General features: G+C 75.1%; 12 protein-coding genes. 9 read left to right on the top strand and 3 right to left on the bottom strand.

Going from position 1 to position 12735, the window contains the following annotated elements:
- The first annotated feature begins 15 nt into the window (after positions 1-15).
- Positions 16-957: an NAD(P)H-binding protein gene (locus CHC04_RS09840; RefSeq protein WP_089404021.1), complete on the top strand. Its 942-nt coding sequence runs from the start codon at positions 16-18 to the stop codon at positions 955-957.
- Positions 954-1718, top strand: a complete 765-nt coding sequence (locus CHC04_RS09845; protein WP_089403727.1) for a CPBP family intramembrane glutamic endopeptidase — start codon at positions 954-956, stop codon at positions 1716-1718. Before CHC04_RS09840 ends, CHC04_RS09845 begins: the two co-directional genes overlap by 4 nt.
- 10 nt (positions 1719-1728) lie before the next feature.
- Here CHC04_RS09845 and CHC04_RS09850 read toward each other — a convergent pair whose 3' ends face one another.
- Positions 1729-2034, bottom strand: coding sequence for a hypothetical protein (locus CHC04_RS09850; RefSeq protein WP_089403728.1), 306 nt, complete (start codon positions 2032-2034; stop codon positions 1729-1731).
- A 166-nt stretch (positions 2035-2200) separates the two neighbouring features.
- Between CHC04_RS09850 and CHC04_RS09855 the strand changes: the two genes are divergently transcribed.
- The 5 genes from CHC04_RS09855 to CHC04_RS09875 all read left to right on the top strand — a co-directional run bounded on the left by CHC04_RS09855 (position 2201) and on the right by CHC04_RS09875 (position 7272).
- Positions 2201-2491: a three-helix bundle dimerization domain-containing protein gene (locus CHC04_RS09855; protein WP_089403729.1), complete on the top strand. Its 291-nt coding sequence runs from the start codon at positions 2201-2203 to the stop codon at positions 2489-2491.
- A gap of 8 nt (positions 2492-2499) precedes the next feature.
- On the top strand, positions 2500-4296 hold the full coding sequence (locus CHC04_RS09860; RefSeq protein ID WP_089404022.1) for a SulP family inorganic anion transporter: 1797 nt from the start codon (positions 2500-2502) through the stop codon (positions 4294-4296).
- Positions 4297-4468: 172 nt separating this feature from the next.
- On the top strand, positions 4469-4963 hold the full coding sequence (locus CHC04_RS09865) for an STAS domain-containing protein (RefSeq protein ID WP_217897280.1): 495 nt from the start codon (positions 4469-4471) through the stop codon (positions 4961-4963).
- A gap of 300 nt (positions 4964-5263) precedes the next feature.
- A complete protein-coding gene (locus CHC04_RS09870; RefSeq protein WP_089403731.1) occupies positions 5264-6304 on the top strand; it encodes an alcohol dehydrogenase catalytic domain-containing protein in 1041 nt (346 codons plus the stop codon).
- Between the two features lie 59 nt (positions 6305-6363).
- Entirely contained in the window at positions 6364-7272 is a 909-nt protein-coding gene (locus CHC04_RS09875; protein ID WP_089404023.1) for an NAD-dependent epimerase/dehydratase family protein, read from the top strand.
- Between the two features lie 145 nt (positions 7273-7417).
- On the opposite strand, the gene CHC04_RS09880 is transcribed toward CHC04_RS09875, so the two are convergent.
- A complete protein-coding gene (locus CHC04_RS09880) occupies positions 7418-7822 on the bottom strand; it encodes a hypothetical protein (protein ID WP_089403732.1) in 405 nt (134 codons plus the stop codon).
- Between the two features lie 563 nt (positions 7823-8385).
- Here CHC04_RS09880 and CHC04_RS09890 point away from each other — a divergent pair.
- Complete coding sequence (locus CHC04_RS09890; RefSeq protein WP_245817093.1) at positions 8386-9801, top strand: M20/M25/M40 family metallo-hydrolase; 1416 nt, start codon at positions 8386-8388, stop codon at positions 9799-9801.
- Positions 9802-9869: 68 nt separating this feature from the next.
- On the top strand, positions 9870-11129 hold the full coding sequence (locus CHC04_RS09895) for an ATP-grasp domain-containing protein (protein ID WP_089403734.1): 1260 nt from the start codon (positions 9870-9872) through the stop codon (positions 11127-11129).
- A 53-nt stretch (positions 11130-11182) separates the two neighbouring features.
- Here CHC04_RS09895 and CHC04_RS09900 read toward each other — a convergent pair whose 3' ends face one another.
- The gene (locus tag CHC04_RS09900) at positions 11183-12664 is read right to left on the bottom strand and encodes a glutamate-cysteine ligase family protein (protein ID WP_089403735.1); all 1482 of its coding nucleotides are present in this window, start codon (positions 12662-12664) and stop codon (positions 11183-11185) included.
- Positions 12665-12735 lie beyond the last annotated feature (71 nt).

The raw sequence follows: 12735 nt of genomic DNA on the forward strand, positions 1-12735 counted from the left end.
GGTCAGGCTGTGCCGGTGAGGGTCCTGGTCACCGGCGCGTCGGGGTTCGTGGGCAGCCGGCTGGCCCCCGCGCTCGAGGAGGCCGGCCACGAGGTCCGCGCGATGACCCGGCGGCCGGAGCGATACCGGGGGGCCGGGCGCCCCGTGGCCGGCGACGTCGGGGACGAGGCGTCGCTGCGGGAGGCGCTCGAGGGCTGCGAGGCCGCCTACTACCTGGTGCACTCCCTCGGCGACGCGGACTTCGAGCGCAAGGACGCCGACGCGGCCCGCGCCTTCGCCCGGGCCGCCGCCGCGGCCGGCGTCGACCGGATCGTCTACCTGGGCGGCCTCGGCCGGGACGGCGACCGGCTGTCCCGGCACCTGCGCAGCCGCCGCGAGGTCGAGCGGCTCCTGGGCGGCACCGGCGTGCCGGTGACGGTGCTGCGGGCGGGCATCGTCGTCGGCCACGGCGGGGTGTCGTGGGAGATGACCCGCCAGCTCGTGGCGCACCTGCCGGCCATGGTCACCCCCCGCTGGGTCAGCACGCGGACGCAGCCGATCGCCGTCGCCGACGTCGTCCGGTACCTGGTCGGTGTCCTCGACGCACCGCAGGCCGAGGGCCGGGTGTTCGAGGTCGGCGGCCCGGAGGTGCTCACCTACCTGCAGATGCTGACCCGGGTCGCCGACATCCAGAACCGGCACCTGTTCGTCGTCCCCGTGCCGCTGCTCAGCCCGCAGCTGTCCTCGCGCTGGCTGGCCTTGGTCACCGACGTCGACGTGGCCACCGGACGGTCGCTCATCGACTCCATGACCAACGAGGTGGTCGTCACCGACGACGCCGTCCGCTCGGTGGTCCCCTTCGACCCACTCGACTACGACGAGATGGTGGTGGCGGCCCTGGTCGAGCGGGCGCGGGAACGCCGGCGGCAGGTCGGCGAGCGGCGCGGAGGGTGGCTGAGCCGGGGAGCGCGGCGATGACCCGGCGGAGTGCGGGCCAGGCGCTGCGCGCCCGGGTCGAGCGGGTGGCCGGGCCACTGCTGCGCAGCGTGCCGCGCGACCACTGGGAGAGCGACGACGCCTTCCGGCGCCGCCGGCGGGTCACCGGCGCCGTCGCGGTGGCCGGCGCGTCGCTCCTGGGGGTGTCGCTGTCGACGCCGCCGGGGTCACCGCGGTTCTACGGGCTGACCCTCGGGGTCGCCGGCACCTGGGTGGTCGGGGGGCTGGCGTCCGGGCCGCTGCACCTGGGGCGGATGTTCGGGCGCGGCGACCGGTTGCGCCGGCCGGTGCTCACGCCGGTCGTGTCGGGGGCCGGCGCCTTCGGGGCCTTCTACGCCGCGGCGCTGGTCGCCCGGCGGATCCCGGTCCTGGAGCGGGCGATCGGCTCGGTGCTGCGCTACGCCGACCAGGGGTCGGCCCCGCTGGTGCTCACCACCACGCTGGCCAACGGCGTCGCGGAGGAGGTGTTCTTCCGCGGCGCGCTGTACGCGGCGGCCGGCGCCGAGCGCCCGGTGCTCGTCTCGACCGCCGTCTACGGCCTGGCCACCGTCGCCACCCGCAACCCGGCGCTGGTGCTGGCGAGCGTGCCGATGGGGCTGCTCTTCGCCCAGCAGCGCCGGATCACCGGGGGCATCCAGGCACCGGTGCTCACCCACGTGGTCTGGTCGTCGCTGATGCTGCGCTACCTGCCGCCGCTGTTCGCCTCCCGGCTCGCCGAGGAGCGCTCGCCGACCCCCGGGTGAGCGCGGGCGGTCAGGGCAGCCGCGCGAGCAGCGCCGCGGCGAACGCCGCGGCCGCCGGGTCGACCGGCCGGTGCGCCGCCGCGGCGCGCAGCCAGCCCGCCAGCGGCGCGGCCAGGGCGGGGGAGACGGCGGCGATCCACGCGCTGGTCCCCGCTCGCGCCTCGGCCACGTGCTCCGTGCCGCCGTCGGGGGCGTGCGCGACCACCTCGGGGCGGGTCGCCAGCAGGCCGGTGGTCCGCCAGTCACCGGGCGTCGTCCGCGCGGCCAGCGCCTCCAGCCGGTCGGCCGCCGTCCGCAGCAGCTGCTCGGGGTCCACGTCCGGATGATGCCGTGCTCGGCGACCTCGGGCGGGCCGACCGGGCCCTGTACGGGGCCGTTGCCGGGACCGCCAGGCCCGGCCGGCCCTCGTCCGGCACGGATGAGGGCGGGCCGCCGCCACACTGGGGGCGGCTCCGGAGAACGCAGTGACGAGGAGGCCCCGGATGACCGTGACCGCCGCGGTGGCCGCCGCCGAGGACGAGGACCCGGTCGGCGGCCTGGTACCGGTGGCTGACCCCGTCGTCGAGCTGCGCGCCGGACGGCTGTACGCCGAGTACGGAGTGGACCGGCACGATGTCCGCTCGCTGGCGACGCAGGTGCTGAGGACCTCCGCGGGCGCCCGGGTGCAGGCGTTCGTCCCGATCCTCGTGGAGAAGCGGCTGCGCGAGACCTACCGCGCCCGGCGCGAGGTCCGGCCGGACCCGCCGGGCGGCGCGGGTCCCCGTCCCCGGTGAGCCGGGCCGTGCGCCTGGTGCCGCCCGGGGTCCGGGCGCTGCGCGGGTACGACCGGCGGTGGCTGGGCCGGGACGTCGGGGCCGGGGTGGTGCTCACCGCGCTGCTCGTGCCCCAGGGCATGGCCTACGCCGATCTCGCCGGCCTGCCGCCGATCACCGGCCTGTACACGTCGATCACCTGCCTGCTCGGCTACGCGGTGTTCGGCCCGTCGCGGATCCTGGTGCTCGGGCCGGACTCCTCCCTCGGGCCGGTGATCGCGGCGACCGTGCTGCCGCTCGTGGTGGCCGGCGGCGATCCCGGGCGGGCGGTCGCGCTGGCCTCGGTGCTCGCGCTGCTGGTCGGGGTCGTCATGGTGGTGGCCGGGTGGGCGGGCCTCGGCTTCGTGGCCGACCTGCTGTCCAAGCCCACGATGGTGGGCTACCTCAACGGGCTCGCCCTCACCATCCTGGTCGGCCAGCTGCCCGAGCTGCTCGGCTTCTCCGTCGACGCCGACGGCCTGGTCGGGGAGGTCGCCGGCTCCGTGCAGGGCGTCGCCGGCGGGGAGGTCGTGCCGGCGGCGGCGGCGGTCGGGATCGGCGGCGTCGTGCTGGTCCTCGCGCTGCAGCGCTGGCTGCCCAAGGTGCCGTCGGTGCTGGTCATGGTCGTCCTGGCGATCGCGGCCACGACCTTGTTCGACCTGGGCGACCGCGGGGTCGGCCTGGTGGGGGAGCTGCCCCGGGGCTTCCCGCCGCTGACCCTCCCCAGCGTCGGCTGGTCCGACCTCGCCCCGCTCGCCGGCGGAGCGCTGGCCATCGCGCTGGTCGCGCTGGCCGACACCGTCTCCACCGCGTCGGCGTTCGCCGAGCGCACGGGGCAGGAGGTCCGGGGCAACCAGGAGATGGCCGGGATCGGGGTGGCGAACGTCGCCGCGGGCCTCTTCCAGGGGTTCCCGGTCAGCACCAGCGCGTCCCGGACGGCGGTGGCCGAGCGCGCCGGTGCCCGCTCGCAGCTGACCGGGGTCACCGGGGCCGTGCTCATCCTGCTGATGATCCTGCTGCTCCCCGGGCTGTTCCGGGACCTCCCCGACGCCGCCCTGGCCGCGGTCGTCGTCACCGCCGCCCTCTCGCTGGCCGACCTGCCGGCCGTGGTCCGGCTGTGGCACCAGCGCAGGGTGGAGTTCGGCCTGTCGCTCGCCGCGTTCGCCGGCGTCGCGCTGCTCGGCGTGCTGCCGGGTATCGGGATCGCGGTCGGCCTGTCGATCCTCAACGTCTTCCGCCACGCCTGGCGGCCGTACCAGACGACGCTCGGCCGGGTGGACGGCGTGCCCGGGTACCACGACGTCCGCTCGTACCCGGCGGCGCAGCTGCTCCCCGGGCTGGTCATCGTCCGGTTTGACGCGCCGCTGTTCTTCGCCAACGCGAAGACCTTCCGCGACGCCGTCGTGGCGCTGGCCCGGACCGAGCCGCCGCCCCGCTGGATCGTCGTCGCCGCCGAGCCGGTCACCGACGTCGACACCACCGCCGCCGACGTGCTGTTCGACCTCGACCGCCTGCTCGACGCCCGCGGTCAGGACCTGGTCTTCGCCGAGCTCAAGGACCCGGTGCGCGCCAAGATCGACCGGTACGGGCTCGACCGCGCCATCGAGCCGCAGCACTTCTTCCCCACCGTCGACGCCGCCGTCGAGGCGTTCCGCGCCCGGACGGGTGCCCGGTGGTCCGACGAGACCCGGCCGGCGCCCGACCCGGCCGTGCTGCCGCGACCGGCGGCACCGCTCCCCGCGCCGCCGACGGCGCCGGTGACCCCGCGCGGTGAGCACCCGGGCTGAGGGGCCGCGGCGGCCCGGGTCCACGCGGGGGCCGAGGTGGCGCCCGCCGCCACCGGGCCGAGTCCGCCGGCACGGGCGGACACCTCGTCCGCAGCGGAGGAGGCCCCGGGTCGCACGCCCTGTCACGCTGTCGCCGCGGGCCGGTCCCGCCGGCGGACCGAGGGGGACGATGGTGGCGACCGAACCCGACGCGACACCCGGCGACGCGCTGCGGTCGATCCTGCGTGGCCCCGCCGCCCGCCGCCCGCGGGGCCGGGCGCCCGCCGCGGCCTCCTCCGCGCACCCGCGCCCACGACCCGCGTCCGACCCGCCGGTCTCCGAGGTGCACGTCGACCTGGTCACCGGGCGTCTGGTGATGACCGGCCGGCTGGACGTGCGCACCACCCACCTGCTGTACGACGCGATCTCGGCCCTGCTCACGGCGCGGCACCCGACCTGGACCGTCGACGTGGGCGGGCTCACCCACGTCGACGACGCGGGGGTGCGCGTCTTGCTCGGCGCGTACCGGCGGGCGGTGCGGCACGGCCGGCGGATCACCCTGCGCGGGGCGTCGCCGGCCCTCCGGCACGCGCTGACCCTCCTGCGGCTGGACCGGCACGTCCTGCTGGGGGAGGAGGCCGCGCCCGGGGACCCGGGGGCCGGCCCCGGGCCGGGAGGGCCACCGTGACCAGGCGGGACCGCCGGCGGTCCGGCCGCAGGACCTGCGGGCGCCAGGGACCACCGGCGCAGGACGGCGTGGCGGCACTCGAGCAGGGCCGGCTCCTGACCGTGTGCCCCGCGGCGGGTGACCGGCGGGGTCAGGAAGGTCCGGCAGCCGCCGGCCCTCCGCTCCGGCGCCGGCCCGTCACCCGGGGGATGAGGTCGGCGGGGAGCCCCGGACCGCGGGGTCGGCCCGGACGGATCGGTCCGGGGAGGCGGTGGTGGTCCTCGCCCCGGCCGGCCGGCGGGTGGCTGAGACCATGCCGGGATGCGTGCCCTCGTCGTCGACGGTGTCCGGGCCCGGCCCGAGGTCCGGGAGGTGGCCGACCCGGTGGCACCGCCCGGCGGGGTGGTGGTGCGGGTGGTGGCCACGGGGATGTGCCGCAGCGACTGGCACGCGTGGGCGGGGCACGACGACGACGTCGCGTTCCCCCACGTCCCGGGGCACGAGCTCGCCGGCGTGGTCGCGGAGGTCGGCGCGGACGTCGGCCGCTGGCGGGTCGGCGACCGGGTCACCGTCCCCTTCGTGTGCGGCTGCGGCCGGTGCGAGTGGTGCCGGGCCGGTGAGGCCCAGGTGTGTCCCGACCAGCAGCAGCCGGGCTTCACCCACTGGGGGTCCTTCGCCGAGTACGTGGCCCTGCACGCCGCCGACGCGAACCTGGTGGCCGTCCCCGAGCAGGTCGACCTCACCGCCGCGGCGAGCCTCGGCTGCCGCTTCGCCACGGCCTACCGCGCCCTGGTGGCCCGCGCCCGGCTCACCGCGGGGGAGTGGGTCACCGTGGTGGGGGCCGGGGGCGTGGGGCTGAGCGCCGTGATGATCGCCCGGGCGCTGGGCGGCCGGGTGGTCGCGGTGGACCGGAACCCCGCGGCCCTCGACGTAGCCTCCGCCCTCGGCGCCGAGCACGTGATCCGGGCCGACGGCGCCGACGTCCCGGCCGCCGTCGCGGACCTGACCGGTGGCGGGAGCCACGTCGCCGTCGACGCGGTCGGCAGCGAGCAGACCTGCGCCGCTGCGGTGCTCAGCCTGCGCCGTCGGGGTCGTCACGTGCAGGTCGGGCTGCTGCCTCCCGTCGACGGCCACCCCCGGGTGCCGATGGAGCGGGTGATCGGCTGGGAGCTCGACGTCCTGGGCAGCCACGGGATGGCGGCGGGCGACTACCCCGGGATGGTGCGGCTCGTGGAACGGGGTTCGCTGCAGCCCCAGCGGCTGGTGGAACGCACCATCGGGCTCGGGGAGGCGGCGGCACTGCTGCCGGGGTTCGACCGGGCGCCGGTGGCCGGCATGACGATCGTCGACCCGTCCCGGTGACGGCCTCGGCGGCGGGCCGCGAGGGGCGCCGTCGGGGAGCCGCTGGCAGGGTGGACGGCGTGGCCGACCCCTCTCCCGTCGTCGTGGTGACCGGTGCGAACGGACTGGTCGGCAGCGCGGTGTGCCGGGCGCTGGTCGAGCGGGGGGCGCGGGTGCGCGCCGTGGTCCGCCGCGCCGGCAGCGCACCGGCGCTCGACGGGGTCACCGAGCACGTCGGTGACTTCGCCGACGAGGCCCTCGCCCGCGCGGTGACCCGGGGTGCCGACGCGGTGGTCACGACGGTCCACCCGATGGGCTCGCCCCGGGAGGTGCAGCACCGGGTCGCCGTCGAGGGCACGCCGGTCCTCGCCCGGGCCGCCCGGGACGCCGGCGTCGCCCGGCTGGTGCACGTGTCCACGGCCGGGGTCTACGACCGCTCGGCCGGCGTCGGCGACGTGGCCGAGGACGGCGCCCTGCTGCCCGAGGGGAGCGGCGACTACCCCGACACCAAGAACGCCGCCGACGCCGCGCTGGCGCAGGTCGGCGGGCTCACGACCGTGCTGGTCCGCCCGCCGGCGATCCTGGGCGCCGGCGAGACGTCGGTGTGGAACTCGCTGCGGCCGCAGGAGGTCCGCGACGGTGCGCGCCGCGCGAACCCGGCGCAGACCTGGGCCTGGGTGCACGTCGAGGACCTGGCGGCCTTCGTCGCCGACGTCGCCACGGGCGCGATCGCGACCGCCGACGACCCGGAGCGGGGTCCCGTGGCCGGCGCCACGACCCCGGTCAACGTGGCGGGGGAGCCCGCGACCTGGCGGGACTACCTCGGCACGGTCACCGACGCGCTGGGCGTCACGCCGGAGTGGACCGACGAGCCGGTCTGGACCGGGCAGCTGCGCACCGACCGCGCGCGGGGGTGGGGCTGGGAGCCGCGGGTGGGCCTCGTGCAGGCCCTCGCGGAGCTCCGGCAGGGCCTGGTGGAGCGTCGGTGACAGCGGCAGGGGCGCCCGACGAGGGTGGTCGGGGTCCCGGAGGACTGGGACTCCCGACCCACGCCGAGCACCGCTGCACACCGGAGTGCGTCCTGTGCTCCCAACTCCGCCCACGGCTGCAGGGGATCGCCACGGGCTCAGCGACTCACCCCAACAAGACCTCCTGGTCCGAGAACACGTTGGCGGTGAACTCCGGTGGGAGCCCGACGGAGTGGATCCGGATCCGGCACCGGATCTCATCGGCATCACCGGCCGCAGGGTCCTCCTGGAGGGAGGCCCGGGTCCTGCTCACCGACTTGTTGACGGGGATGGACAGGGAACCAGCGCCGGCGGTGACCGCAAAGTTGGTGGTCGGGAGGGTCGCCACGGTCGTCCCGGTCGTTCCGCCTGCCGGATCGACTCCGATCGCCTCGGTGTGATCGTGGAAGGTCATACCGAGAGCGGCCAGTTGTCGCTCGAACGCGGTGAAGACCGCGTTGTAGGTGATGTTGATCGTCACGTTCTGCCCCACCGTGGTGAGGGTCAGGTTGGCGCTGTTGACAGATGGCATGACAGTCACTCCTCACGTGCAGGACCTGGGCAGTCGTCGTGCGAGCACTGCGCCCCTGATCGAGGGACTCCCACACTGTTCACCGGGCATGTCACCCCAACGTCACCGCAGCATCACCGCTGGTGTAGCAGCCCGGAGCGCTGGGACGCGTGTCTCCACTCCGGTCGACGGACCAGTCGACGGACCACAACTCACCCGGAACCGTCGGACGAGCGCTGCCGTCCCCGGACCGCCTCGCAAGCGCTCGGATCTCCACGGAGATCGCGCTGAGATCGCGGTCGTAGACCTGGCCGTCGTCCCGCTCCGCAGTGAGCAGGCACAGCAGGCCGGGCCAGTCGCGCCGTGAGGTGGCGACCACACCACGACCTCCTGTTGCACGACCTCGACCCCGCCGGGCCGGACGCAGCGGCAGGTGCCCGCTCCCCGCGCGGTGCCGGCAGGTTGCCGAGTACCGGGTGGAGAGCGGCGAGGCGGAGATGCGGCGCGACGACCCTGGCGTAGGGGTCGCGGGGTGCCGTGGACGGCGGCGGGACGTGCTCGGCAGCGGGCTACGGTCGGGGGTCGTGACCAACCCCGAGCGCGAGTTCGTGACCGCACACCTCGACGACCTGCGCGCCGATCTCGACGCCTGGCTGCGGATCCCGTCGATCTCCGCCGATCCCGCGCACGCCCCCGACGTCGCCCGCAGCGCCGAGTGGCTGGCCGAGGCACTGCGCGGGGTCGGCTTCCCGACGGTCGAGGTCTGGCCGACGGCCGGCGCGCCCGCGGTCTTCGCCGAGTGGCCGTCGAGCGAGGCCGGGGCCCCGGTCGCGCTCGTCTACGGGCACCACGACGTGCAGCCGGTGGACCCGCTCGAGCTGTGGGTGCACCCGCCGTTCGAGCCGACGGTCGTCGAGGGCCCGGACGGCCCGGAGCTGCACGCCCGCGGCGCGAGCGACGACAAGGGCAACGTCGCCATGCACCTGCTCGGCCTGCGCGCCCACCTCGCCGCGACCGGCCGGGACACCCCGGCCGTCACCGTCAAGCTGCTGGTCGAGGGCGAGGAGGAGTCCGGGTCGCCGCACCTCACCGCCCTGCTGGACGAGCGGCGGGACCGGCTGGACTGCGACGTCGTCGTCGTCAGCGACACCGGGATGGCCGCTCCCCACGTGCCCAGCGCCGTCGTCTCGCTGCGCGGGCTGGCCGGCGCGGAGATCACCCTGCGCGGCCCCGAGGTCGACCTGCACTCGGGGTCCTTCGGCGGCGCGGTCCCCAACCCGTTGCACGCCATGGCCGCCCTGCTGGCGGGCCTGCACGACGAGCAGGGCCGGGTCACGCTGCCCGGCTTCTACGAGGAGGTGCGCCCCCTCGGCGACCGGGAGCGCGAACTGATGAGCCGGGTGCCCTTCGACGAGCAGGCGTGGCTGGCCGGGCCGGCGGCGGGCTCCGCCGCACACGGCGAGGCGGGGTTCAGCACCCTGGAGCGGATCGGCGCCCGGCCCACCGCCGAGGTCAACGGCGTGTGGGGCGGCTACACCGGCCCGGGGCACAAGACGATCGTCCCGGCCGAGGCGCACGCGAAGATCAGCTTCCGGCTGGTGGCCGACCAGGCACCCGCCGACGTCGCCGACCAGGTCCGCGCCTGGGTCGACCAGCGGCTGCCGGAGGGGATCACCGCCGACGTGCGGGTCGGGAAGGCCGGCGTCGCCCCGTGCGCCAGCGACCTCGACTCGCCCGGCATGGGAGCCCTGCGGCGGGCCATCGCCCGGGCCTGGGACGGCCATCCCGACGAGGTGCTGCACCTGCGCGAGGGCGGCAGCGGACCGGAGGCCGCCCTCGTCGAGAGGCTCGGCGCCCCGCTGCTGTTCCTCGGCGCGATGCTGCCCACCGACCGGATCCACTCGCCCAACGAGCGGGTGCTGCTGCCCATGCTGCAGCGCGGGGCCGAGGCGGCCGCGCACCTGTGGCGCGAACTCGCAGGGATCCCCGGCCGGTCATAGGCTCCCTCCGCGTCCGCCCAGGTCACCGGAGCGGCGCGGGAGGCCCTGCCACCGTTGGAGGAGCGTCGATGTCCGACTCCCGGCACCTCATCGGGCTGCTGCTCGGGACCGAGGAGGACTGGCCCACCGCCTTCGAGGCGATCGTGCGCCGCCTCGGCACCGTGCACGACGGCACCGGCGCCGCCCACCACTACGACGTCGAGCGGATCACCGTCGAGCCGTTCGACCTGTGCGCCAAGCCGCGCTACGACCTGGTCATCGACCGCCTGGCCTACTGGTACTACCACCCCCGTGAGTGGCTGAAGAAGGCCGCGCTCATGGACGACGTCTACCTGCTCAACAGCCCCTTCACCTTCCAGAGCATGGAGAAGCACGCGGCGTACTGCGCCATGCTGCGGCTGGGGCTGCGCGTGCCCGACACGGTGCTCATCCCGTACAAGAACCCGCCGGACCACGCCAAGTACGCCTACACGGCGGAGAAGTACAACCGGCCGTTCGACCTCACGGCGATCGCGGAGCGGATGGGCTACCCGCTGTTCATGAAGCCCTACGACGGGGGCGCCTGGGTCGGCGTCACGATGATCCGCAACGCCGAGGAGCTGCAGCGGGCCTACGACGCCTCGGGACAGCGGCTGATGCACCTGCAGAAGGCCGTCGCCGGGTACGACGTCTTCGCGCGGAGCCTGTCCATCGGCCCCGAGACCATGGTGATGAAGTTCGACCCCGACCAGCCCATGCACGGCCGGTACTCGGTCGCCCACGGCTTCCTGGACGCCGCCACGGGCGAGGAGACGGTCAGCATCGGCCGGCTGGTCAACGCGTTCTTCCGCTGGGAGTTCAACTCCTGCGAGACGCTCATCAAGGACGGCGTCGTCCACCCCATCGACTACGCCAACGCCTGCCCCGACATCGCGCTGACCAGCCTGCACTACTACTTCCCGTGGGCGCTGAAGGCGCTCGTCCGCTGGTCGGTGTACTGCACCGCCACCGGACGACGGCCGCGCTACGACCTCGACACCCGCCGCTACTTCGACATCGCCGACCGCGACGACCTGGGCTACGCCCAGAAGCTCAAGGCCTACCGCGGCCTGGCCGACGAGTACTTCTCGGTCGAGGCCTACTCCGACTTCTGCGCCAGCCGGCTCGCCCACCTCGACGCGGTCGTGCTCGAGTGGGTCCAGAGCGCCGACTTCGACCGGCTGCTCGTCGACACGGTGCGCTCCACGTTCCCCCCGCACGAGCACGACCACTTCATCGCGCACTACCGCGGCCTGCTCGCGCTGTGGACGCGCGACGAGGAGAACCGGCTCGGTCGCGCGCAGTCATAGGAAGCTCTGCCTGCGGTTCCGGGCCCGACGCCGCAGGGAGAGCTTCCATCGCCTCAGTCGAGCGGCCAGTCCGCGACCGGCTCGTTGGCGTGCATGAGGTCGCTGTAGCGGCGCAGCATCTCCCGCAGCGCGTCCCGGCGGTCCAGCGGCTGCCGCTGCTCGTCGATCCGGTGGAACACCTCCACCTGCCATTCCGCGCCGTTGCGGTAGGCGGTGCAGCGGCGCTCGATCGCCCCGAGCAGCCGGTCGCTGACCGCGGTGTCGACGCCCCACTCGGCCAGCCCCTGCTGGGCCATCGGCAGCAGCCTGCGCAGCACCAGCTCGGTCACCGGCACCGTGCCGAGGCCGGGCCAGTACAGCTGGGCGTTGATGCCGTTGCGGGCGCCCTCGTCGAAGTTCTCCTCGGCGGTGGCGAAGGACATCTGCGACCACACCGGCCGGTCCTGCGCCGCGAGGGTGCGCAGCAGCCCGTAGTAGAAGGCGCCGTTGGCGAACACGTCGACGATCGTCGGCCCGGCGGGCAGCACCCGGTTCTCGACCCGCAGGTGCGGGCGGCCCCGGTGGATGTCGTAGACCGGGCGGTTCCAGCGGTAGACCGTCCCGTTGTGCATCCGCAGCTCGGACAGCTGCGGGATGTCGCCGCGGTCGAGGACGGCCACCGGGTCCTCCTCGTCGCAGACCGGCAGCAGCGCGGGGAAGTAGCGGACGTTCTCCTCGAAGTGGTCGAACACGGAGGTGATGAAGCGCTCCCCGAACCAGACCCGGGGGCGGACACCCTGCTCCTTGAGCTCGAGCGGGCGGGTGTCGGTGGCCTGCTCGAACAGCGCGATCCGGGTCTCCCGCCACAGCTCCTTGCCGAACAGGAACGGCGAGTTGGCACCGAGCGCCACCTGGACGCCGGCGATGCACTGCGCGGCGTTCCAGTGGGCCGCGTAGTCCTGGGGGCTGACCTGCAGGTGGAACTGGGTGCTGGTGCAGGCGGCCTCCGGCGCGATCGTGTCGGCGTGCACGTCGAGCCGCTCGGGCCCGGAGATGGCGATGTGCAGGTCCTCGCCCCGCGCGGCGAAGATCTGCTCGTTGATCAGCGCGTAGCGCGGGTGCGCGGTGATCGCGTCGCCGCTGACGTGCTCGGGCCCCAGGGTCGGCAGCGTGCCGATCATGACGATGTGCGCCCCGATCGCGCGGGCGCGCTCCTCGGCGGCGTTGAGGCTGGCCCGCAGCTCCGTCTCGAGGTCCGCGGCGGCCGTGCCGGCCAGCGTCGTGGGCCGCACGTTCATCTCGATGTTGAACTGGCCCATCTCGGCCTGGAAGACCTCGTCGGCGATCGCGGCGAGGACCTCCTCGTTGCGCATCGCCGGGTCCTGCCGGGCGTCGACCAGGTTGAACTCGATCTCCGTGCCCGTCAGCGGCCGCTCGAAGTCGAACTTCGACTCGTTGAGCATCCGGCCGAACACGTCCAGGCAGCGGCGCAGCTTCTCGCGGTAGCGCAGGCGGTCCGCGCGCGAGAACGTCCGGGCCTCGACCTCTTGCCCCACGACGGTCGCCTCCCATCGGTGCCGACGTGCGGCCAGGTTGGCACAGAACCCGCTGCGCCGCCGCGTTTGTC

This window comes from Geodermatophilus saharensis (assembly GCF_900188205.1).
GTDB lineage: Bacteria > Actinomycetota > Actinomycetes > Mycobacteriales > Geodermatophilaceae > Geodermatophilus > Geodermatophilus saharensis.